The 23,174-nt window shown below is 35.9% G+C and carries 18 protein-coding genes; 13 read left to right on the top strand and 5 right to left on the bottom strand.

Annotated elements, in window-relative coordinates; translation table 11 throughout:
- Positions 1 to 1,307 precede the first annotated feature (1,307 nt).
- The 4 genes from ACFINO_RS02120 to ACFINO_RS02105 all read right to left on the bottom strand — a co-directional run bounded on the left by ACFINO_RS02120 (position 1,308) and on the right by ACFINO_RS02105 (position 5,924).
- A complete protein-coding gene (locus ACFINO_RS02120) occupies positions 1,308 to 2,093 on the bottom strand; it encodes a DUF1499 domain-containing protein (protein ID WP_375634266.1) in 786 nt (261 codons plus the stop codon).
- 531 nt (positions 2,094 to 2,624) lie between these two features.
- The gene (locus ACFINO_RS02115) at positions 2,625 to 3,164 is read right to left on the bottom strand and encodes a hypothetical protein (protein WP_375654978.1); all 540 of its coding nucleotides are present in this window, start codon (positions 3,162 to 3,164) and stop codon (positions 2,625 to 2,627) included.
- A complete protein-coding gene (locus tag ACFINO_RS02110) occupies positions 3,157 to 3,753 on the bottom strand; it encodes a DUF1214 domain-containing protein (RefSeq protein ID WP_375654977.1) in 597 nt (198 codons plus the stop codon). The genes ACFINO_RS02115 and ACFINO_RS02110 overlap by 8 nt, the downstream gene beginning before the upstream one ends.
- 17 nt (positions 3,754 to 3,770) lie before the next feature.
- Complete coding sequence (locus tag ACFINO_RS02105; protein WP_375654976.1) at positions 3,771 to 5,924, bottom strand: transglycosylase domain-containing protein; 2,154 nt, start codon at positions 5,922 to 5,924, stop codon at positions 3,771 to 3,773.
- A gap of 346 nt (positions 5,925 to 6,270) precedes the next feature.
- Here ACFINO_RS02105 and ACFINO_RS02100 point away from each other — a divergent pair, with 346 nt between their 5' ends.
- The 13 genes from ACFINO_RS02100 (at position 6,271) to ACFINO_RS02040 (ending at position 21,211) form a co-directional block, all read left to right on the top strand.
- Positions 6,271 to 6,507, top strand: a complete 237-nt coding sequence (locus ACFINO_RS02100) for a hypothetical protein (RefSeq protein WP_375622279.1) — start codon at positions 6,271 to 6,273, stop codon at positions 6,505 to 6,507.
- A 21-nt stretch (positions 6,508 to 6,528) separates the two neighbouring features.
- A complete protein-coding gene (locus ACFINO_RS02095) occupies positions 6,529 to 7,194 on the top strand; it encodes a response regulator transcription factor (RefSeq protein WP_375634257.1) in 666 nt (221 codons plus the stop codon).
- Positions 7,194 to 8,612 (top strand): ATP-binding protein, encoded by a 1,419-nt coding sequence (locus ACFINO_RS02090; RefSeq protein ID WP_375654975.1) that lies wholly within the window; start codon positions 7,194 to 7,196, stop codon positions 8,610 to 8,612. Before ACFINO_RS02095 ends, ACFINO_RS02090 begins: the two co-directional genes overlap by 1 nt.
- Before the next feature lie 234 nt (positions 8,613 to 8,846).
- A complete protein-coding gene (locus ACFINO_RS02085; protein WP_375654984.1) occupies positions 8,847 to 9,617 on the top strand; it encodes a tetratricopeptide repeat protein in 771 nt (256 codons plus the stop codon).
- A gap of 77 nt (positions 9,618 to 9,694) precedes the next feature.
- A complete protein-coding gene (ccmE, locus tag ACFINO_RS02080) occupies positions 9,695 to 10,174 on the top strand; it encodes a cytochrome c maturation protein CcmE (RefSeq protein ID WP_375634251.1) in 480 nt (159 codons plus the stop codon).
- A 7-nt stretch (positions 10,175 to 10,181) separates the two neighbouring features.
- Positions 10,182 to 12,161: a heme lyase CcmF/NrfE family subunit gene (locus ACFINO_RS02075; RefSeq protein ID WP_375654974.1), complete on the top strand. Its 1,980-nt coding sequence runs from the start codon at positions 10,182 to 10,184 to the stop codon at positions 12,159 to 12,161.
- A gap of 1 nt (position 12,162) precedes the next feature.
- Positions 12,163 to 12,573, top strand: a complete 411-nt coding sequence (locus tag ACFINO_RS02070; RefSeq protein ID WP_375640592.1) for a cytochrome c-type biogenesis protein CcmH — start codon at positions 12,163 to 12,165, stop codon at positions 12,571 to 12,573.
- 216 nt (positions 12,574 to 12,789) lie between these two features.
- Complete coding sequence (locus tag ACFINO_RS02065; protein ID WP_375654973.1) at positions 12,790 to 14,301, top strand: Do family serine endopeptidase; 1,512 nt, start codon at positions 12,790 to 12,792, stop codon at positions 14,299 to 14,301.
- Positions 14,302 to 14,373: 72 nt separating this feature from the next.
- The gene (locus ACFINO_RS02060; protein WP_273791552.1) at positions 14,374 to 15,060 is read left to right on the top strand and encodes a response regulator transcription factor; all 687 of its coding nucleotides are present in this window, start codon (positions 14,374 to 14,376) and stop codon (positions 15,058 to 15,060) included.
- Positions 15,057 to 16,439, top strand: a complete 1,383-nt coding sequence (locus tag ACFINO_RS02055) for an ATP-binding protein (protein ID WP_375634245.1) — start codon at positions 15,057 to 15,059, stop codon at positions 16,437 to 16,439. The genes ACFINO_RS02060 and ACFINO_RS02055 overlap by 4 nt, the downstream gene beginning before the upstream one ends.
- Before the next feature lie 77 nt (positions 16,440 to 16,516).
- Positions 16,517 to 19,462, top strand: a complete 2,946-nt coding sequence (locus ACFINO_RS02050; protein ID WP_375654972.1) for a bifunctional [glutamine synthetase] adenylyltransferase/[glutamine synthetase]-adenylyl-L-tyrosine phosphorylase — start codon at positions 16,517 to 16,519, stop codon at positions 19,460 to 19,462.
- Positions 19,463 to 19,914: 452 nt separating this feature from the next.
- Positions 19,915 to 20,739 (top strand): outer membrane protein, encoded by an 825-nt coding sequence (locus ACFINO_RS02045; RefSeq protein WP_375640587.1) that lies wholly within the window; start codon positions 19,915 to 19,917, stop codon positions 20,737 to 20,739.
- Between the two features lie 346 nt (positions 20,740 to 21,085).
- Positions 21,086 to 21,211, top strand: a complete 126-nt coding sequence (locus tag ACFINO_RS02040; RefSeq protein ID WP_375617587.1) for a hypothetical protein — start codon at positions 21,086 to 21,088, stop codon at positions 21,209 to 21,211.
- Between the two features lie 905 nt (positions 21,212 to 22,116).
- Here the strand turns inward: ACFINO_RS02040 and ACFINO_RS02035 are convergent.
- Positions 22,117 to 23,001, bottom strand: coding sequence for a metallophosphoesterase family protein (locus ACFINO_RS02035; RefSeq protein WP_375617588.1), 885 nt, complete (start codon positions 22,999 to 23,001; stop codon positions 22,117 to 22,119).
- Between the last annotated feature and the right edge of the window lie 173 nt (positions 23,002 to 23,174).

Here is a 23,174-nt window from a genome sequence, read left to right as displayed (position 1 = left end):
TAAAATAATATAGAATTACGTTATTATCAGCATTTTATTATTTATCATAATTTATACATTTTACGAATTATATTTGATTTTTTTGCTAAATAGCATGCTCATCACATGATTCAATTAGTAACTCACATCCAAAAAGTTTTCTTTTTCCAGAAGAAGATGATTGTAGCGCAGGCTCTTATGCTCAAACAGTAGGCACAGGCGGTCTCGTGGGAGCCTTATTAGGAGGAGGGGCTGGGTGCAGTAGCTGGTCTACCTAGAGTAGTAGGAGGCGGATTATTAGGAGCTGCTATCGGTTTGATAGATAAGTACAATCAATGCCATCCGTAAAGTGGAAGAACACTGTTTCTAATTTATTTAGAAAATAACGATAAAGATATTTCTGAGATCAGTGATATTGTAAACATACTTTAAAGCTATGGTAATTGATTTCAGGAATATTTTTGTTTAAGACAATAGATATTTTATTTTGGATTTTTTTGTTATGAATAATTTTACTGGCGCCTTATTGGTAACGTTTATATATGGATTTTCAATTTTTTTTACAATAGATCTAAAGGTAAGAACTGGAGTATAAAAAGGAAAATATTATCAACAATTATGTTTTTTATATTATATTATTTTGGAATTTTATTAGTTAAATATATGGGAATTTTATAAAGATTGTTTATATATAAAATTATATTTAATTAAGTTAAGTTTATTATTTGAATTATACTCTATTGCTCTCTCTCTTAAATCATTCATAAAGTAGATGAAATTTCAGTCTGGATTTTTTGTTATGCATACTTTTACTAGCTCCTTAATGACAGCAATTGGATTTGGACTTTGCATGTTTTTTTACAATAGATTTAAAGGTAAGAACTGGAGTATAAAAAGGACAATATTAACAACAATTAGGTTTTTTATATTATATTATGCTGCAAATTTATTAATTGAATATATGGGAATTTTAAAATAATATAAAATCAAGTTGTTATATTATTTTAAAAATATAATTATAAGGTGTTATTTGTAGAGTTATTTATAAAAAATAAGTTATTATTTTTATATAATATTAAACTTTAAAAAATATTTACTGATTACAGTTAGACAGAGACTTTAATATTATTATCAATATTTCTGTTTTTTATTTCCTATTTTTTTAATCTTTTTCATTATTTCAAGCATGGGTTGTTTTGAGATTATTATCTTTTGTATAAGGATTATCAATTTATAGTTTTTGAAAAGTGATTGTTTGCTTATGTATCATGATTTATTGAAAAATAGGCAACTTTTATGAAATAAAATGCCTTATTTCTCTTAGATTGTTATTCATCGTCTTGTGAGAGAGGAAGTGAGGCGATTTCTGTATCAAGGGCATCCATAAAATCGATAATAAAAGCAGCATTCGTTCCCAAATCTCTTAGCAAATAACGAGAAGCAGAACGCATATCAACAAAAGTTGTATCCCCTTCATTGGTTAAGCGTATAACAATGTCTGAAATAAAACCAAGGTAAAAAGTTTTTGCCATTGTTTCAATATAAAGCGCATTTTCTTCACCTTTAAACTCTCGTTGAGCCACAACAGGCCAATCATAGGCTGCTAAAACATTAAGAACGGATTCGCGAATACGGTCAGGTGAGCCATCATAACGGCGCCCCGATATTTCTGGCCATTGTGACATCTGTATTGCTGCTTGTTCAGTCAAAACACTTTTGAGCGGTAAAGCATCGCTGGGACGTATTGTGCGAAAAAAAGCCGGCGGGCTTTGTGTATCGGTAGAAATATCGTAAAGAGCCGGTAAGGTAAACCAAAGTCCAAAAAAGAGCATCAATGGTGTGGCTGTTATCAACGAATAAATGATCCCTTTTAAAGCTTTCATTCCCCCTAGAGCACCATAGACCCACAAACTATGAAGTGCTTTAATAGCCAGAAAAAGAGAAATAATTACACAGCCAGTAGAGATTCCGATCAAAATTATGAAGTCAGTTACGTTAATGACGGAAAAACGTTGTAAAATGACTGAAAATAATAAAATAAAGAACGACAATCCACCAAATCGAGGGGACCATACTGCTGCTCTTGAAACGAACCGAACATATCTCTTCTTCATGAAGTTTTTCCCCTCGATTGTAAACTATAAGCCAAGTTTTTTCAGAGTGCTATCTTACAAAAAGCTTCTGCTCATAAACCAAAAATAAAGCACTTATTTTTGAGGTCAAGGATGCATAATGTCTTATAAGTTTCCAGTGGTTATTTTAGCACTTCATTGAAGGTAATCAGTATTTCTTCTATAGTTTATCATGTTATTGATGCGAATTTTATGGGAATGTTTGTAAATAAAAAGAAATAAACTCAAATAACAAGTTCTACGGTTGTTAGCAGCATATATTTTTAGAACTTTACTCTTGATTTTTCTCTTCTAATGGCGGGGAGTTTTTTCTGTCAGATAATGCGTATCAAATAGGATATGATGATGTGCAATAGAGATTTCATTCTATCTCAATAAAAAATTTAGGGATCTACAATCAGATAAATCTGAATTCGAATATTTGATTAATAGAGAAAAAAGATAACCATTTTGATAGGCTTCATGTATTTTATAGAAAGGAAGGTGTTGTACAAATGAGAGTTTAGTCCGTTTTTATTCATAAAATATGCGGCAGGTTGCAGATGAAAGAAAAGCTTCACTTTCTTTTTTTGCAAGGGAAGAAGGGACAAAAATACGTAAAATAACAAACCCTTCATTCAAATTTTTAGCAACCAAAACTGAATTGGCATTTTTTTTAGGTTTTGATTTTTTGAGTTCTATGATTTGTATTGGTTTTCCAATGATAAGATCGAGTGTCGCATCAGGGGCTGTTCGGTCATTAAGGCTATAGAAAATAATTCCGTTGTGTGTGTAGGCTGCTAATGACCAAAATTGTCGTGTTTTCAAAGCTTTTAAATGAACAGGTCCATTTTCAAGATTAAATCTGCAGACTTTAAGAAGAAAGAGTGGATCAGCAGATTGCTGAATAGGATTATTGGGCGTAAAATCGACAAATTGATAAGAGGTTCCAGATTTTTTTAGTGCTGTCCATATATTATCTTGTGCCCAGGTGGGGATCAGAAAGAGAACGCAAATATGAACAATAATAGCGCCAATGATTGCAAGAAGTGCGATATAAATAAATCTAGTCACAATTTATTTGTCCTGATGGGATTTGTTCTATTGATGGCATTGTAAGCGTTTGTAATGCCGTTGCTGAGATGATTGGGGTATCGTATAAAGTAAGAATAAGCCCGAATTCTTTTTGACTAACTGTTGCAAGCCAATTGCCGGTTTGCGGTGTGGGTGAAATATTAATGCGCAATGAGCCATCATGCTCATAGATAATATTGTCAGTGTGGAGTTCAAAAGGTATTTCTTTGGATGAAGTATAGGGTTTTAGGGATTTGTCAGCTGTATAAAGGGTAAAAAGACGGGTTTCAGGGATGGTGCCTTTGAGTAAATAATGACAGTGATGATGAAGTGGACGCCCTTGGTTATCTTGCCAAATCTGGAATTGAATACCTTCAGTTCGTCCGAGTGAAACAATGCCTTGTTTAGCGGTGCGGGCACGGGTATAAGGATCCATATTGGCTGTTCCCATTTGTGGATAAGCACTCCATTTTCCAATTCTAAAGAGTCCAAAATGAGGAAAGGAATTGAGCACATAATCGACACTCAGTTTTCCACATAAAATGGAAAAAGCGAAGATAAAAAAGAAAATGGTGATATTAAAAAACATCAGTGAATATCTTGAATTCAAAATGTTGAATCTCCAGTTGTTTTCATTTTCAAAGAAATTGCAGATGTTTTTTTCAGATCTTTGTTAATCAATCGCACAATATTCAATGTTTCAGGAGAAAGCGTAGAGGGTATTGGAGGAGGAACTTCAGAATCTGCATGGGAAGAAAGTACTGGGGGCTGATAAGGAGGAAGGAGAGAATCTTGAACACCATAGAGCTGTTTGAGCATGATATTTTGATGTGCAGCAAGCATGATGCGATGCCATATCATGGCAGGAACGCCACCCCCAAAAGCACGATTCATCGGTGAAAAGTTATCATTTCCCATCCATACGGCTCCCGTATAATTGCCTGTAAAGCCAACAAACCAAGCATCACGATAAGATTGTGATGTTCCAGTTTTCCCTGCGACGAGAGTCATGGGCAGAACAGCACGCTTACCAGATCCTCGTGTCGTGACACCCACCATCATTTGGTTCATATAAGCTGTTGATTGTCTGCTGAGAACTCGGTGTAACTTATTTCCGTTATGTTCGAAATCCCACACGACACGACCATCAATTGTTTTGATTTGCGTAAACCCATGACGATTACCCGCTATTCCTCCATTGGCAAAGACATTAAAGCCTGTAGCTTGATCCATGGGGGTCATATTGGAAGTGCCAAGAACCATTGTTTTGTGTGATAAAATATGCGCGTTAATCCCCATATTCTTGATGAGATCTATGATGGGTTGGGTATCACGGTTAAGATATTGATAGGTGAGATACACAGGGACTGTATTAATAGAAAAAGCTAAAGCTGTTGCTAAATCAATTTTTCCCAAATAACGACCAGAATTATTTTTGGGTGTCCAACCTCCCCAATTGATAGGAGCATCTAAAACGATTGTCGAGGGAGACAGTCCGTGTTCCAGTGCGGTTGCGTAAACATAAGGTTTGAATGAAGAACCAGTTTGCCGTCCGCCTTGTGTTGCTCTGTTAAATTGACTCTTTTTATAATCTTGTCCTCCAACAATTGCGCATACGGCACCGTTATTATCGAGTATAACGGTGGCTGCTTGTGTTACGCGATATTGTTGACCATACTGATGTAAATGATATGCAATTGATTCTTCTGCTGCTTTTTGAATATTCGGATCAAGGGTCGTTTGAATAATTAAACTATGGCTTGGAAGTTGATTACGCATTTTTTTGACTTCCTCGAATGCCCAATCAAGAAAATAATCTGGCTGATTATTTTCTCTTTGGGGAAGTGCCTTAGCAGGGTGGCGATGCGCATTGATAATTTGGCTCTTCGTCATAAAGCCACTATTAACAAGATTAGAAAGGACGACATTGGCACGTGTTTGAGCTGCAAAGAGATGACTATGAGGAGCATATTTTGTTGGAGCTTTAAAGAGTCCTGCTAACATAGCAGATTCACTTAAAGAGACATGACGTATGTTTTTTCCAAAATAAAATTTTGCCGCTGCGGCAATACCAAAATTGTTTCCTCCCATATAGGCTCGGTCAAGGTAAAGTTGTAAAATCTGCTTTTTGCTAAAATTTGCTTCTAGCCAAAGAGCAAGATAAGCTTCTTTGATTTTACGTGTTATGGTTCTTTCGTTTGTTAAAAATAAATTTTTAGCCAATTGTTGTGTGAGAGTTGAACCACCTTGCACCACACCTTTAGCTTGCATATTTTGTGAAATTGCCCGTGTAAGTCCTTGAAAATCAATACCCCAATGATCAAAAAAACGACGGTCTTCTGTAGCGAGAACCGCTTTAATGACAGTGTCAGGCATTTCTTCAACGGGGACAGAGATTGCCGGCAGTGCACCACGGTGCCCAATGGAATTTCCATAGCGATCTAGAAAAAGAATGGAAAAGTTTTTAGGAGAAGACCAATCTGTTTTAGTCAGTTCAAAAACAGAAATGCCCAAAATAGTGAAAAGAGTAAATCCCATCAACCCTAATGTCAGTATTTCATCGAGAACTTCAACGATAAAACGTTTCCATCCTTGAAGATGAAAATTTTGTGAGACGATTTTTGCCTTTTTCCAGAAAAAACTGTTAGCAGAACGAATGTGATAAAGCGCTGTGTCTAATCGTGCGTCTAATTCAATGAGAGCAGGACTATGAAATGGCTTACGGTGCTGCCCTTTCTTTTTTTTAAAAAAATCAAACATTTAAAGAGAGCCTATGGCAAAGCAATACAACCAAACAAATCTACAATAATTATATGGAGTAGAAGTATTTTTTTTCTATAGTTCTAACAGAGAAAGAATTTGTTTTAGAATTATTCATTTTTTGTAAGATAGTATATTAATATTTTATTATTTTATTGAATAAATTTTATTCTCATTATTAAAAATATTTTTTTGATTTTTTAAAAATTTGGAGTAATGTTAATATGTTCTTCTGTAAGATAGAGGATAGATTGTTTTCATTTGTGATTTTTTAATCGACCAAAAAAAACCATTATTTCTTTTATCCTTTATCAAGGAAGAGAAGAGATGGGTTATTGAAATATTTATGATGAAAAAAAAATTCTTGTTCGTAATAATAGCAGCTTTTTTAGAAGCAGATTCTGTTCTAGCTTCTGGGTGTGCTGAAGTAGGTAAGAAGGCTGCCGCGCAAGAGAGCGGGGTTCTCGTCCGTTCAAAACCGGTTGTTCAGGATGGAAAGGACATGTGTGCAATTGTGGTTGTTGTACCAGCCCGTAATGGTGAAAAGTTACGTCGTGTTGAGTTTTTTGTTCCTGCTGATTAGTCTTTAGCAGATGGTGTTGTGATGCGTATCTTAATTGTTGAAGATGATCGGAATCTTCACCATCAATTAGCAGAAGCTGTAAGACGTGCAGGATATGTTTCCGATAGTGCCTTCGATGGTGAAGAGGCTTATTTTTTAGGGAGCACAGAGTCTTACGACGCGGTGATACTTGATATAGGTTTACCGCAGATTGATGGTATTAGTGTTGTTGAAAAGTGGCGTCAAGAAGGGATCTCCATGCCTGTTTTAATGCTAACAGCGCGAGACCGTTGGTCTGATAAGGTGCACGGTATTGATGCTGGAGCTGACGATTATGTTGTGAAGCCATTTCATTTGGAGGAAGTGATGGCGCGCTTGCGAGCATTAATTCGTCGCACTACGGGACATGCGACGAGTGCATTATGTTGCGGAAATGTTTTATTGGATACAAAGACGTCTCGTGTTTTTGTGGATGGTCAATTGATTAAACTAACATCTTATGAATTCAGACTGCTTTCGTATCTCATGCATCATTGTGACAGGGTCATTTCAAGAACAGAGCTTACTGAACATCTTTATGATCAGGATTTTGATAAGGACTCGAATACAGTGGAAGTCTTTGTAGGTCGGTTACGGAAAAAGCTTGGAGTGGATTTGATTGAAACTATTCGAGGAATGGGATATCGCGTGAGAACGCGAGGTGATTAATGAATGTTTTTGAAGAGAATAATTGGTATAGGAGGTTCTTTTTTGTAATTACTCGATCTCTCAGTTTACGTGTTATGATCTTATCAACATTATGGGTTGTTATTTCTCTTTTATCGATTTCTGCAGTAAGTATTTTATTTTATAAGCGTTCGACTGAACAAAGCCTAGAGCGTATCCTTTCTGCTCAACTCTACAGTCTTATTGCAACAGTGACGGTGTCATCAGAAGGTACTTTAAGAGGAGGGGCTGGGATTGATGATATTCGTTATTCTGATCCAACAACAGGATGGTATTGGGAAGTTGTTGCGATATCCCATAATTTAAAAGGAAGATTGACATCCCCCTCATTGGGAACAGGCGAGATATTTACACCAAGTGATGTTGATATACCTTTTAACAATAAATTCTTTCGCTCTTATCGGATAACGGGGAACAATGGTCAAAAGCTACAAGTGATTGAGAGTGATGTTGTTCTTGATAATAAAAATCATATTGCACGTTTTCGGCTTGTTGGGAATATCGATGAAGCTCATGCCCAGGTAAAGGAATTTAAGCGAACTTTGCAAATTTTTCTTTGGAGTTTCGGTATCGGGAGTGTTCTTATTAATATTGCTATTATTTTCTTTAGTTTTCAACCGTTGAAGCTTATTCGACGTGCATTGAATGATATTCGCGAAGGAAGAGTTCATTATGTGAATACGGATTTAGTAAGCGAAGTGATGCCGCTTGTACAAGAGATGAATACTCTCATTAATAATAATCAGCGTATTATTGAGCGATTTCGCACACAGGTTGGTAATCTCGCGCATTCATTGAAGACGCCTCTATCCGTGATTATGAATGAGACAGATAAGATGCGCGGAGAAAAGGCTAGTTTGTTGAGAGAGCAAACGCAAATAATGCAAGCTCAAATCAATCATTATCTTCAGCGTGCGCGGATTGCAGCACAATGCGATAGTGTTGTCTATCATACGTCTGTTCGCAGTGTGCTTGAACGCTTGGTGCGGGTTATGAAAAAGCTTAATCCTGAAAAACAAATTCAATTTATTATGGATGTTGATGATATTGTTTTTTCTGGAGAGAAGGAAGATTTAGAAGAAATTATAGGGAATTTGATTGAAAATGCTACTCAGTGGTCTCGCGCAAAGGTTTTGATCTCTTGTTGTTTAGAAGAAAATGCTGAAGAAACAGAATATTTTAGTATCTTTGTAGAAGATGATGGTCCTGGTTTAACAGAAGACAAAATTGATGAAGCATTAAAAAGAGGGCGGCGGTTTAATGAAAGTAAACTAGGGTCAGGCTTAGGGTTAGCAATTGTTTCAGATATGGTCAGTGAATATGGTGGCAATCTCTTTTTATCACGTTCTGATTTGGGTGGATTGTATGCAAAAGTTTTATTACCTAAGATGGGAGAATAACATATTTTCTCCTTAAGCAAGAAATGTCTATAAAGTTTTTAAAGCAGTATTTTCAGACAATACATCAAAGAGTAGGGAAACATTGTTTTTAGTTTCTTTGTTTAATTGATGTATATAATAGATTTTATAATATTCTCCATGAAAAAATGAATTTTAATTAATTCACATCATTTTTCTCATGAAGAGGATAAAATGTAAGTGAGTTATTCTCTGTTCGTATTGGAAAAAAACGATATGCTCTTATTAATTTTTGCAGCATTTTTTCTGATTTTTCTGGCAAGTGTTCTTTTTCTTTCACTACGTTTTGACGATGAGATAAAAAAAGAATGGAAAGTTCAAACCGTGGATGGTTACAGAAGCCATAAGCGTATGATTGAGTTTAACAAGCTTTATATGCATTATAAAAAAAGAAATATTCTTAAGGCTTTAAGTATCTTGTTTGTTCTCCTTATGACATGGAATATTTATGGGCTGACAGGCAATCCAGAAGTGAAAAGTTATTTTTTTAGCGAATTAATGGATAAAAATCCTCAAACTCTTAGTAAGCAAGAAAAGCTTATTCGTTTACAAGTGCTTTTTTTCCGTGCACCTCATGATGGCAAGCTAGCAGATGCGTTAGCGGTAGGGTATCTCGAAGAAAGCCTTTTTCAAGAAGCAGTGAATACTTATTTAGATGCACTTCGTTTGAATGGAGAAACAGCTCCAAGGCTTGTAGGATACGGTTTAGCATTGGTTGGTTATGAAGGGGGAGTGATAACGCAAGAAGCGCAAAATGCTTTTCAAAAAGCAGCAGATTTAGCGCCAACAGATTTTTATCCACGTTTATTGTTGGCAGATGCATTGCATCAAGCAGGAAAAACTGCGCAGGCAGTGCAATTTTTACAAAGCTTTCTTGATACAATGCCTGAAAATTTTTCAGGACAATCACGTGTTAAAAAAATGATGATTCAGTTACATGATTTATCGAGTGATCATACAAAGAAAAGAAATCTTGCACCTATGTAGAAGATGTGCAAAGCTCTTAAAAAATAAAATATTGATACTTAGTTATAACGTATTTAAAATTTTTTCGCAGAGTGTCTATGAACAGTCAATCTTTAAAGAATTCTACCTCATGGAAGGTTATTTTAGAGCAGCGAAAAAAAAAGCGCTTACTGATCATATTATTATGTTGTTTGGTTATAACAATTGCAGCAAGTCTCATAGTGTATGCAATGCGTCATGCGGTCAGTTTTTTTAGAATGCCCTCTGAAATTACAAGAGAAGATATTTTAACGGAGCGCCCTTTGCGTTTGGGTGGCTTTGTTGAAAAGGGAACTGTTCAATATGTTGGAGAGAGAGGCGTTGTTTTTTTTGTAACGGATAACAAAAAACATGAAAAAGTAGTTTTCAATGGTGCCTTACCGGATCTTTTTCGTGAAGGTCAGGGGGTGATCGTAGAAGGGCATTTCGATAAACAGGGATTTTTTATAGGGATGCGTATTTTAGCAAAACATGATGAAACTTATATGCCTAAAGAAACAGCTGATCGTTTGAAAAAACATTACATTATGGAGAAATAATTCGATTGTGCTTGTCGAACTGGGTCATATTTTTTTAGCTGCAGCATTTTCAGTAAGCTTATTAGGGGCATTTTTACCTGCTTTAGGTTTTTGGTGGAGAGAGCGTTTGTTAATGCAAACAGTTGTTCCTCTAACATATATTACTTTTACATTACTGCTTTTATCTTTTTTAGTGATAATTTATGCTTATGTTGTATCTGATTTTTCTGTTTTGAACGTTGTTGAGAATTCTCATTCAGAAAAACCGATGCTCTATAAAATTACAGGTGTTTGGGGCAACCACGAAGGCTCTATGTTGTTGTGGGTTTTAAGTCTTGCTTTTTTTAGTGCATTGATGGCTTTTTTTAGCCAACATTTGCCAGAAGATTTTAAGACGCTTGTTTTAATTTGCCAAAGTTGGATTACAACTGCTTTTCTTTTATTTATTCTTTTTGTATCCAATCCATTTTTACGCGTAAATCCACCAGCATTGCAGGGAAGTGGTCTCAATCCTCTTTTACAAGATATCGCATTAGCAATTCATCCACCGCTACTTTATTTAGGTTATGTCGGTTTTTCACTTTGTTTTTCTTTTGCCGTTGCGGCATTGATTATGGGACATGTTGATAGAATTTGGGCGCGTGGGATTCGTCCGTGGCTTTTACTTGCTTGGTGTTTTTTGACATTGGGTATTATGGTTGGCTCTTATTGGGCTTATTATGAGCTAGGATGGGGAGGCTATTGGTTTTGGGATCCTGTTGAAAATGTTTCGTTTATGCCTTGGCTTTCAGGAACGGCTCTTTTACATTCTGCTCTTGTTCTCGAAAAACGAGAAATATTGAAAAGTTGGACTCTGTTTTTAGCGCTGCTTACTTTTTCCCTTTCTCTGATGGGAACTTTTCTTGTGCGTTCTGGGCTTTTAGTTTCTGTTCATAGTTTTGCTGTTGATCCAGCACGCGGGCAAGCAATTCTTGCTCTTTTATTTTTTTTTACGGGAGCTGCTTTTCTTCTTTTTGCTTTGCGTATCCCTATTTTAAAAACAGAAAGATTTTTTCAACCAATTTCACGTGAAGGGTTTATTGTTTTAAATAACTTGTTACTGACAACAATAACAGCAACAGTATTGATTGGTACGCTTTATCCTTATTTTATTGAGATATTAACAGGGCAAAAAATTTCTGTAGGGGCTGCTTTTTTTAACCTTACCTGTGGACCGCTAATGGTTTTGCTGTTGTTGTTTGTTCCGTTTGGGACAATGATGGCATGGAAACGCGGTGATTTTCTTGCAGTTTTTGAACGGTTGTGGTTTGTTTTTGTATTGGTTGGTATCGTCTGTTTTATAATATTTTATGCGACATCTGTGCGTGATATTTTTGCAGTTTTAGGGATTGGGCTTTCAGCGTTTGTTTTTTTAGGCAGTTTAGCGGATCTATGGGGAAAGAGTGGATATGGCAAGAGAGCTTTTTCAGTACGCGTTAAGAGATTTCTTGGATTGCCATGGTCTACTTTTGGTGCAGCAATAGCACATATGGGATTAGGCGTTACATTATTTGGTATTGTTTGCGTGGCAAGTTTTGGGCAAGAACGTATTTTAATCATGAACGTAGGGGATAGGGTGACGATAGCGGATAAAACGCTTCATTTTGATGCAGTGTATGATGGTGTTGGTTCGAATTATTCGACAATGGAGTTTTATTTTAAAATATATGAAAATAAAAACATTGTAGGTCATGTAACAGCCTCAAAGCGATTTTATTCAAGCCAAAATACATCAACAACAGAAGTTGGTCTTAAAAATCATGGCTTATCACAGCTATATATTGTACCGGGACATATCGATAATCGGGGTCTCGTTGTGCACGTATGGTGGAAGCCTTATGTAATATGTATTTGGTTAGGGGCATTCATGATGGCTATGGGGGGATGTCTTTCTCTTTTGGGGTATTGGTTTCGCATTGGCATGTACAATAAGGTAGTGCTTGCTTTAAATTTTGGGAAAAGATATTGAGATGAAAAAAATTCTTTGGATTGTATTTTTTTTAATTGCAACGTTTCCTTTTCGATTAGCAATAGCAGTAGAGCCGGATGAGATTTTAAAGGATAAGATTCTTGAAGCGCGAGCACGCCATATTTCATCGCATTTACGTTGTCCGGTTTGTCAAAATCAATCAATTGATGATTCAGATGCTGCTTTAGCACGTGATTTACGGCTTTTAATTCGGGAAAGGCTAAAAATGGGCTATAGTAATCAGCAAATCACTGACTTTCTTGTTGAGCGATATGGTGAATTTATTCTCTTGAAACCACCATTGAATAAGATAACTTGGTTTTTATGGTTCTCGCCTTTGATCATTATTATCATTGGCGTAAGTATCATATTTTTCCATTTCAAACGAAATAATCATGCGTTATGTGAATGAAAAAGAACAGTCAAAAATGTCATTGCATTAAAAAAATGTTACATAAAAGAAAAAATCAGATCATCTGCAATAAGCAGACAATCTTATTGTAATTATATTAGGGAATACTGAAACCTTACAAAACTTTAATAATTTAGACAGAAAACGGTAAGGTGTGGTATTTTATAAGTGATCGGAATTGGAATAAAGGTATGATTGAATAGGAGCATAGAATAAATGGTTAAAAAGGCTTTCTTTAAAACATTTGTCGCAGTGAGTTTTTCTGCGATATTGGAAAGTGGACTGTTTTTTAGTGGATGTACATCAAGCTTGTGGATGACAAAGGCTCATGCAAGTTCTGTATTTACTTCGTTAATGCAACAACAGGGATTTGCCGATATTGTTGCTCAAGTGAAACCAGCCGTTGTAGCAGTACAAGTAAAGAGTAATAAAAAGAAAGAAGATAGGTTCTTTAGCAACTTTTTTAGTGGTCCAGGACTTGATCAATTACCAGATCAGCATCCTTTAAAAAGATTTTTTAAAGATTTTTATGATTTTGATAAACCTAAAAATAAATTTCCGCACCAATCGCAGAGACTCCGTCCTGTTGCTTTTGGATCGGGTTTTTTTATTTCATCTGATGGTTACATTGTGACCAATGATCATGTGATTTCTGATGGAACAAGTTATACTGTTGTTCTTGATGATGGTACAGAATTGAATGCAAAGCTCATTGGGAAAGACCCAAAAACCGACCTTGCCGTATTAAAAGTGAATGATAAAAGAAAATTTTCTTATGTTGATTTTGGTGATGATTCAAAGCTTCGTGTTGGGGATTGGGTTGTTGCTATTGGGAATCCATTTGGTCTTGGTGGAACTGTGACAGCAGGTATTGTTTCTGCACGTGGACGTGATATTGGCACTGGTGTATACGATGATTTTATTCAGATTGATGCTGCTGTTAATAGAGGAAACTCTGGTGGTCCAACGTTTGATCTTAATGGAAAGGTTGTTGGGGTTAATACAGCAATTTTTTCTCCTTCTGGAGGAAATGTTGGGATTGCTTTTGCTATTCCAGCAGCGACTGTAAAACAGGTTGTACAACAACTTATTGAAAAAGGTTCAGTTCAACGTGGTTGGTTAGGTGTTCAGATTCAGCCGGTAACAAAGGAGATTTCCGATTCAATAGGATTGAAAGAAGCCAAAGGTGCTTTGGTTACTGATCCGTTAAAAGGACCGGCAGAAAAGGCTGGTATTAAAGCGGGTGATGTAATTATTTCAGTGAATAATGAAAAAGTTGCTGATGCGCGTGAGTTGGCGAAACGTATTGCAAATATTAAACCAGGAGAAATGGTAACCATAGGGATTTGGAGATCAGGTAAGGAGGAGAGTATAAAGGTTAAACTCGCTTCAATGTCTGAAGATGAAAGTAAGAAAGAGACTTCAAAATATTCAAATGGACAGAGTGATTTAGATGAAACATTGGAAGATTATGGTTTGATTGTTATGCCTTCTGATGATGGTGTAGGGGTTGTCGTAACGGATGTCGATACCGATTCAGATGCTGCAGATAAAGGGATACGCCCTGGTGATATCATTGTGACAGTAAATAATAAACCGGTTAAACGAGTCTCTGATATTATTAACACAATCAAAAATGCTCAGCAGTTAGGACGAAAGGCTATACTCTTACAAGTGCGAACAAATGATCAAAATCGTTTTGTTGCTCTTCCAATTTTCAAAAAATAAGGCTTTAGTTGTAGGACAAATGTTTATTAAATATTTGTCCTACAACATAATAAAATAATGGAGATACGTTTTATGAAGATACTCGTTATTGAAGATGATCATGAGACGGGGCATTATCTCGAAAAAGCATTTTTGGAAGTAGGGCATTCTGTTGATGTTGCTTATGATGGGGATACGGGATATGCTTTAGCAACCACGGAAAATTATGACGTTATGGTTGTTGACCGAATGCTTTTGCATCGTGATGGTCTTTCTATTATTGCTGAATTGCGCGCTAAAGGCAATGAAACACCGGTTCTTATTCTGTCTGCTTTAGGGCAAGTTAATGATCGTGTAACGGGGCTGCGTGCAGGGGGAGATGATTATTTGACAAAGCCTTATGCTTTTTCTGAACTTCTTGCGCGTGTTGAAGTTTTACAACGGCGGAAAAATCCTAAAGAAGCAGAAACTGTTTACTGTGTAGGTAATCTTGAGCTTGATCGGTTAGCACATACGGTAAAACGAGGTGATAGAAACATTCTATTGCAACCACGAGAGTTTCGTTTACTTGAATATTTGATGCGTTATGCGGGGCAGGTTGTTACACGCACTATGCTTTTGGAAAACGTTTGGAATTACCATTTTGATCCACAAACGAATGTTATTGATGTCCATATCTCTCGTTTGAGAGCCAAAATTGAAAAAGATTTTGATGTTCCCCTTCTCCATACAGTGCGTGGAGCTGGATATATGCTGAAAGTACCAGATAACAAAGCATGAATCGTTTGATTAATATAATGCGCACGACGGCGCTAAGGCTTTCAGCACTTTACATTTTATTGTTTGGATTGGTAGCAACAGGACTTTCTATTTATATGACGGCATTTTCTGCTTCATTGTTAACAGAGCAAACTGAACAGGCTTTACATGAAGAATTAAAGTATATTGAAAATGCTTATAATTATGGGGGATTATCCTTATTAATGCGCACTATTGATTATCGTTCAAGACAACCAGGAGCATTTCTTTATCTTGTTACAGATTCTATGGGGCGTATTTTAGCAGGAAATGTAGCACGTATTGAATTAGGTCTTTTGAATCAGAGTGGTTTTATTTCTACCTCTTTTTTGTATTCCCGTTTTGGAGAACATGGCAAAACAAGTGAACATCGCGCTTTGGCGGTTATTGTTGATTTGCCTAATGCTATGAAGATTCTTATAGGACGTGATTTGGATGAGCCAGAACGTTTTGCTGTTGTTATTCGCAAAGCTGTGATCATTGCACTTGCTGCAATGGTTGGAGGCGCTTTACTCATATGGTTTTTTGTTGGCAGGAGAGCTTTACAAAGGATTGATCATGTAACGGCTGCATCACAGCGCTTGATGGATGGTGATTTCAGTGGGCGTTTACCTGTTTCTGGAGTAGGGGATGAGTTTGATCGATTGTCAACCAATCTTAATGTTATGTTAGACCGCATTGAAGAGTTAAATATTGGTTTACGTCAAGTATCAGATAATATTGCTCATGATCTGAAAACGCCGTTAACGCGTCTTAGAAATCGCGCTGAAGAGGCACTTTCAGGAAATAAGACAAAGCTTGAATATCGTCAGGTCCTTGATAGGGTTATTGCAGAGTCAGATCAACTTATTTGTACGTTCAATGCGATTTTAATGATTTCACGTATTGAGGCCAGCAGTGCAATTGAACATCTTGAAATGATGAATATGAAATTGATCATTGAGGATGCTGTTGAGCTTTACGAACCTTTTGCTGAGGAGTCAGGTGTTTTACTTCAGTTGGGAGATATATTTGATAAAGAGCTAAAATTGAATCGTGAGCTTGTTGCACAATCAATTTTTAATCTTATAGATAATGCAATTAAATATGCGCCTAAAGGTGGAAGGCAAGCGAAGGTTTGCTTATCAATGGAATATCGTGATGAACATTTATTAGTTGTTGTGAGCGATAATGGACCAGGAATAGCAGAGGATAAACGTGAAAAAGTGACAGAACGATTTGTTCGTCTTGAAGAAAGCCGCACACAACCTGGGTTTGGGATTGGTTTAAGTATAGCAAAAGCGGTTATGAAGCTTCATGGGGGTGAATTGTTACTTGAAAATGCAAATCCAGGGCTTAGGGCTATTTTGTTATTTCCTTAAAGATATTTTTCTTCACTTTTCTCTTTTCATACGTAACAACTATTTTAAAAGTATAAAGCAATAGAAAGGAAAGAAAAATGCTTTTCAAGGGAGCGCAGACGAAACAAGCTTTTTTTAAAACACAGCTTCTCCCTTTATGTCCTCTCGATAAAAGTGGTTCCCAATGGTTAAAAGACATGGAAGAACAAGCAAGGAAAGAAGGTTTAGAATCGCTTGTTTCCATCATTTCAGAGAGTGGAACGCAGATTGATTTTATCAGTTCGGTTATGACCTTATCTCCTTTTTTGCGTGAGGTTTTAATTGCCAACCCATCATATCTTAGTGCTTTATTAAATGTTGATATAGAAACAAGGCTGAGCGAAATTATAGATGATATTACAGCTATTGATAAGGATGAAGCTATAAATGAAACTTCATTGATGGCTGCTTTAAGGCGCAAAAAACGAGAAGCGCATGTTCTTATTGCTTTAGCTGATTTGGGTGGTGTTTTTACTTACGAAGTTTCATGTGCTTGGTTGACACGTTTGGGCGAAGCAGCATTAAGTGTAGCACTACGTTTTCTATTAAGAGAAGCGCATGATCATGGTAAGATCAATTTATTAAGCCGTGAGAATCCAGAAAAAGACTGTGGTTTAATTATTTTAGGGATGGGAAAGTTAGGAGCAGGGGAACTTAATTATTCTTCTGATATTGATCTTATTGTTTTCATTGATGAAACATCACCTCATATTGGTAATCTTTCTGAAAGTGTTGACATATTTTCTAAAATGGTACGCCGATTAATCCGTATCATTCAAGAACGCACTGCGGAAGGATATGTTTTTCGTCTTGATTTTCGTCTTCGTCCAGATCCAGGATCAACCCCTTTGGCCTTACCAGTAAGGACTGCATTGCGTTATTACGAAGGGCGTGGGCAAAATTGGGAACGAGCAGCCATGATTAAAGCACGTCCAGTTGCTGGTGATAAGAGGGCAGGTTTTAACTTTCTCAAAGAGCTTTTTCCCTATGTGTGGCGGAAATATTTAGATTACGCTGCTATTGCTGATATTCATTCGATCAAACGTCAAATTCATGCGCATAAAAATTATGGTCAAATTGCAGCTTATGGGCATAATATAAAGTTAGGTCGTGGTGGTATTCGTGAGATTGAGTTTTTTGTTCAGACACAGCAGCTCATTGCTGGTGGACGTTTTCCTCAATTACGTGGACGTCAGACAGTTGCAATGTTAGCAGAACTTCACACGCTTGGTTGGATCAGTGAGAAAACGAGAAATAGCCTTATAAAAAGTTATGCTATTCTTCGAAATGTAGAACATCGTATTCAAATGCTTTTCGATGAACAAACACATCTTCTTCCAAATGATACTGCTCAATTCACGAGTGTTGCCTATTTAATGGGTTATCAAGACAGTAACAGTTTTATCCGTGATTTATTAAAAACACTTCAGGTTGTTGAAAAACATTATGCTGCACTTTTTGAGAATGAGCAAGAACTTGGTTTAGAAATTGGTAATTTAGTTTTTACAGGTGAAGAAGATGATCCAGAGACATTAATAACGTTAAGCCGTTTAGGTTTCGAAAGAGCAAGTGATATTTGTCGTATTATGCGCACGCTCCATTTTGGTCGTTATAAAGCAACGCAATCAGCCGAAGCACGCGAGAGATTAACGGAATTAACACCAGCTCTTTTGAAAGCTTTTGGTGGGACAAAACGAGCTGATGAGGCGATGTTGCGTTTTGATGGTTTTTTACAGGGCTTACCTTCAGGAATTCAGCTTTTTAGTCTTTTGCAGTCTAATCCTTCTCTTTTGGATATGCTTGTCCTTATTATGGGGGCTGCTCCACGTCTTGCAGAAATTATTGCACGCAGGTCCCATGTTTTTGATGGAATGTTAGATCCGAATATTCTTTCAGAATTACCGACCAAAACGTACTTAGAAAAACGGCTTGAATATTTTCTTGAAAATGTTCTTTCTTATGAGAAAATTCTTGACCATTTAAGGATTTTTGCAGATGAACAACGTTTTTTGATTGGTATTCGAATTTTAAACGGTACAATTACAGGAGAAAGAGCGGGTTTTGCTTTTACTGCGCTTGCTGATCTTATGATTACAAAAACATTTGCTACCGTTCAAGAGGAATTTTCTCGTCTTCATGGTCGTATTAAAGGGGGGCGTGTTGGCATATTGGGTATGGGGAAGCTTGGAAGTCGCGAATTAACAGCAGATTCCGATGTTGACCTCGTTTTGCTTTATGAACACGATAATGATGCAGAAATATCTGATGGAGAAAAGCCTCTTTATATCTCTCAATATTATACGCGTTTAGCACAGCGCCTCGTTTCTGCTTTATCCACTCTTACAAGCCAAGGTATTCTTTATGTCGTTGATTTAAGGTTACGGCCATTAGGCAATAAAGGACCTATTGCTGTTTCTTTTCCATTTTTAAAAAAGTATTATCGCCAAGAAGCATGGATATGGGAATATCTTGCTTTAACAAGGGCTCGAGGCATTGCAGGAGACCCTGATTTTTTACAAAAGCTAGAAAATGAAGTATGTGCAATTATTGCTATTTCTCGTGATAAGAAGGAAGTTGCAAAAGAAGTATGTGAAATGCGTGCCTTGATTGCAAAAGAAAAGCCGCCAAAAAATCAATGGGATTTAAAAACGATGTCTGGTGGCATTATGGATTTGGAGTTTATTGCTCAATTTTCTCTTATTACGCATGTCATTGAGTTTCAAATTGGAGCGACGACAGCGGATATTTTAGATCACTTACCAAACAGTTTTCTTAATCAGTCATGTATTGCTGATTTACATTATGCCTATCGTCTTTATACAAATTTGAGTCAAATTATACGGCTTTGCTTAAATGATTCTCTTGATCCCAATGATATGCCACCTGGATTAAGTGACCTTTTGTTGAATAGTGTTGGGGAACCTGATTTGCTTCGTGTTGAAAAATTAATTGCAGAAACTGGGCAATTGGTTTGTTCAGTTTTTACAAAAATCATGAAACATTAAAATAATTCTATAAGAATAAATAAAAATTATTAATTCCATTTTTATATATTAATTTTTTGTCTTTCATTTCATAGACGCTTGGGATGGTTAGAGTGAAGTTCTCTACTGTTTTTTCAAGTGTGATGAAAAAATTCTCCATTCTAGGTATCATTCTTTATACAAAAAGCGATGAGTGATTAATTTAGTGAATCATATTTTTTATGAGCGTTATCTCATTTTTTCAAAAAATTGACATTATAATTATTTATATTATTGAATATAATGATGATCAATATGAAGCTATAAAAGCTGCTATAGATTAATAGTTTCTGGAAATTATAAATAATATTTAAGCTTTATTTAAAACTAATTTTAATTTTTTAACTGTGTCATTTTTGCTATAGATTTTTTCAAAAAATTGTGAAACGATTTACCATTATTTATGTATCACATTAGCTTTTAGGGGAGCAATTATGATTACAAAGTATTTAGCCTCAACATCTCTATTTTCTTTAATTTCAATTTCTGTAGTACAGGCGTCGGATATCGTTATTCCTGAACAACCTGTTCCTGTTATTCCAGCGCCTGCTTTGTCTTGGACAGGATTTTATCTTGGAGGACAGATTGGTAACTTTTCAGGTAAAACAACTGCAAGTTATTTAAAACATGAGACAGGGATATGGAATCCAATTGGAAAGGAGAATTTACCTAAACTTTCTGGTTTTATCGGGGGAGTTTATGCGGGTTCCAATATTGATATCGATAATAGTTTTATTATAGGTATTGATACAGATATTATGTGGTCTGGTAAAAAGGATTCTAAAGATGTCAATCTACCAAAAAAAGGTCCAACTGAAGAAACACCAAAACCTATAGAAGAAACAAGTCTAACAAGAGATTTGCAGGAGAATGATTCAACAAGGCGTATTAAAGCTGTACGTCATACTTTAAAACAAAAATGGGCTGGTGCTACACGGGTGAGAGTTGGTTTTGCGATTGAGCGTATGATGCCTTATGTTTCCGGAGGGATTGCTTATACGCAGCTTCAGAATATTTTTGCGGCAGTAGCTGATAGCAAAAATGGAGAAGTTGATTTTTCTGATTGGTTGCATGATGAAAAAAAGACCATGATTGGTTATACCCTTGGAGGTGGTATTGATTTTGCAATGACTGATAATGTTATTGTGCGTGCAGAATATCGTTATTCAGATTTTGGCAAAAAGAAGTTCATACAGGATAAATTTGAAATGGGCTACAAAACAAATGATTTCCGCGTGGGTGTAGCTTATAAATTTTAATTTTTTGCAGAATTAAACACTTCAAAAGTCTCATTTTCGAATGAGGCTTTTATTTTTCAGGTATGTTCTAGTAAATATCCTTTACTCAAAAGAGCTACTATTTTATTCGAACAATACTTTGATTTATAAATATAAATTACTTTTTGTCATGTTAAGTGAGAGCCCCGAGTGTCATAAGATTTTCTCATTTTAAACCTATATTATATTGAACCAATCAAAGCCATGTCTTTTGCACGTCAAAAAGAGGGGGAGTCGTGAGATAAAAACATTAAAGAAAGAATAAAAATGCTTCTTATGAACTATCTTAAGTGCTAAAGGCTGTCGCTACATTAGGGGGTGGCAAAGTATGAGATTTGATACTAGCTTGCTTTTCCATAAACGTGAAGATGGTGTTGCTAAATGGACTTATCATTACATCATTCATAGGTGCCGTCGGGAAATGGGTTTTGGTGCTTTAAAAGATGCTTTTTAAAACCAACATGTGAATTGGCAAGCTAATGGCATTTTATTTTATTTGAAAGATCTCTCATACAATCAACTTTTCTGTTTTGCGGTATCGTAAAATATTTTATTTAATAACAAAAAGATCGCAAAAAAATTCTAAAGCACGTAAAATTACATCCGCAATGTAACTCAATAATAAAATAATTATAAAGAGTATTATAAAGTGATTTATAGGAAAAAATAGAGAGAAAATTAGGAATTTATTGAGACATAAAAAACATTATTACCTATGTCTGTTATCGAAATATAATCTACTATTTTTTATAACTTTTTTAATGTACGATAATAAATGTCGAGTGAGATAGTAATGGATCATTTCAAATCTATTTACGATAAATCAATCAACATCATTTGTTTATGAATCACAAGTAGGTTGGGTTATTGAAATTATATACTTTAGTTATTATTTGGCTTTTTTAGGCATTGATTTTCAGGTATAGATGCTGAATGAGCTTCTCTATTATTCTATAAAATATCATCATTGTAATAATATAAGGATTTTACGCATTAGATGCTTTTAGAGGAGTGTATGATGAAATTCAAAGCAGGGTTTATGTGTAGAGCTTTGTGAAGTAAATCACATGCGCAATTAGCAGCTGGAACCCGTGAGACAAGAATCCGGATTATTTATAAATCAGATGTGGTAGAATTTTCGTTCTTTAGGGCGGGAAGGAAGAAAACCGATAAGTTTGTAAAAAGCTAGTCACATAAGTGGGGCAGCAGATGGAACTGTCTGAGAAAAATTAATCTATTGACAGAGAAGGTGAAACTTTGTCTTTTAAGGAGAAAAAGGGAAATAAGAATTATGATTTTCAAAGGAATATGAAATAAAAATATTTTCGTTTTTTGTTGTTTTGGCAACTATGAAGGTGTTTAAAGATTAATTGTTTCAGTACATGCAATCTCGTTTTGAGGATTGATAATGCTATAACGTTGTAATTGGCAATGCCATTGATTTTGTAAGCGTTCAATGGAAAATAAATTAAAGCCTGCGGGTGGTTTTTTATCACCAAAAGCTTGTGATGCGGAAGGAACACCAACAATAGGAATTTTTTTAATTGGTCCTTCAATGTAATTCAATGTGGGTAAATGAGTATGTCCGTGAAGAATAAGCTCACAACCGTGATATTTTATAACGTCTAGAAAACGTTTTATATCCCGTAGTTTTTTATGCCAAGACGTCGCCTTTGGAAAGGGGGGGTGGTGAATCATGACGACACGAAAAAGGTTGCGCTGTGCTGCTTCCTTTAAAAAGAGCGGTAAAGTTTGCGCTTGCATTTTACCAAAATAGCCAGAAGCTTGAAAAGGCAATGTCGCAATGGCTGAAGAAGCTGCTATGATGGCAACATCTTTGCGAATGCGCATATAAGGAAAGACGCTTTTTTGAGGGATGTCACCTGTAATCCAAGGTTTAAAAAGAGTGCATGCTTTTTGTAAAGCGCCGCGGACATAGGCATCGTGATTTCCAAATGTTAAAGAAATATCTTGAGGTTTTCCTAGGTTAAGTAGCCAACGATGAGCTTGTACAAATTCTTTATCGAGAGCAAGATTTACAAGATCACCAGAGATCACAAGGTGATCAGGTTTTTTTTTGTTCAAGGCATCTATTACAGTTTCTAGGACATCTGTTGCCATCTGACTCTTACGTTTTTTTTGCCAGTTCAGATAACCGGTAAGACGCTTCCCAGAAAGTTCAAAAAGGGAAGGTTGCGGGAGAGGGGAAAGATGTACATCCGATATATGGGCAAGATAAAACATAAAAGCTCGTAGAGGATTAAAAACGATTTAAAGAATAAACATAAGATAAGTTAGTGCTTAAAGGCAAGAAAGATTGTAAAATGAAAATTAGCTTGCAAAAAAGAACGTCTCAAGCGGAATGTTCCAAATAGAATATCCCTAATAAAATATCATTGTGTTGTAGATTCACATAT

The sequence above is a fragment of the Bartonella sp. AA83SXKL genome (assembly GCF_042196965.1).
Taxonomy (GTDB): Bacteria; Pseudomonadota; Alphaproteobacteria; order Rhizobiales; family Rhizobiaceae; genus Bartonella.
The sequence above is the reverse complement of the archived record's forward strand: the minus strand, read 5'-3'. Positions and strand labels throughout refer to the sequence as shown.

What these genes read in the sequence shown, in the direction of transcription:
- ACFINO_RS02055 (WP_375634245.1), top strand. Translation starts at nt 15,057, where the DNA reads ATGAATCGTTTGATTAATATAATGCGCACGACGGCGCTAAGGCTTTCA.
- ACFINO_RS02060 (WP_273791552.1), top strand. Translation starts at nt 14,374, where the DNA reads ATGAAGATACTCGTTATTGAAGATGATCATGAGACGGGGCATTATCTC.
- ACFINO_RS02045 (WP_375640587.1), top strand. Translation starts at nt 19,915, where the DNA reads ATGATTACAAAGTATTTAGCCTCAACATCTCTATTTTCTTTAATTTCA.
- ACFINO_RS02110 (WP_375654977.1), bottom strand. Translation starts at nt 3,753, where the DNA reads ATGTTTTTTAATATCACCATTTTCTTTTTTATCTTCGCTTTTTCCATT.
- ACFINO_RS02120 (WP_375634266.1), bottom strand. Translation starts at nt 2,093, where the DNA reads ATGAAGAAGAGATATGTTCGGTTCGTTTCAAGAGCAGCAGTATGGTCC.
- ACFINO_RS02090 (WP_375654975.1), top strand. Translation starts at nt 7,194, where the DNA reads ATGAATGTTTTTGAAGAGAATAATTGGTATAGGAGGTTCTTTTTTGTA.
- ACFINO_RS02095 (WP_375634257.1), top strand. Translation starts at nt 6,529, where the DNA reads ATGCGTATCTTAATTGTTGAAGATGATCGGAATCTTCACCATCAATTA.
- ACFINO_RS02065 (WP_375654973.1), top strand. Translation starts at nt 12,790, where the DNA reads ATGGTTAAAAAGGCTTTCTTTAAAACATTTGTCGCAGTGAGTTTTTCT.
- ACFINO_RS02035 (WP_375617588.1), bottom strand. Translation starts at nt 23,001, where the DNA reads ATGTTTTATCTTGCCCATATATCGGATGTACATCTTTCCCCTCTCCCG.
- ACFINO_RS02105 (WP_375654976.1), bottom strand. Translation starts at nt 5,924, where the DNA reads ATGTTTGATTTTTTTAAAAAAAAGAAAGGGCAGCACCGTAAGCCATTT.
- ACFINO_RS02100 (WP_375622279.1), top strand. Translation starts at nt 6,271, where the DNA reads ATGATGAAAAAAAAATTCTTGTTCGTAATAATAGCAGCTTTTTTAGAA.
- ACFINO_RS02070 (WP_375640592.1), top strand. Translation starts at nt 12,163, where the DNA reads ATGAAAAAAATTCTTTGGATTGTATTTTTTTTAATTGCAACGTTTCCT.
- ACFINO_RS02050 (WP_375654972.1), top strand. Translation starts at nt 16,517, where the DNA reads ATGCTTTTCAAGGGAGCGCAGACGAAACAAGCTTTTTTTAAAACACAG.
- ACFINO_RS02040 (WP_375617587.1), top strand. Translation starts at nt 21,086, where the DNA reads ATGAGATTTGATACTAGCTTGCTTTTCCATAAACGTGAAGATGGTGTT.
- ACFINO_RS02085 (WP_375654984.1), top strand. Translation starts at nt 8,847, where the DNA reads ATGCTCTTATTAATTTTTGCAGCATTTTTTCTGATTTTTCTGGCAAGT.
- ccmE (WP_375634251.1), top strand. Translation starts at nt 9,695, where the DNA reads ATGAACAGTCAATCTTTAAAGAATTCTACCTCATGGAAGGTTATTTTA.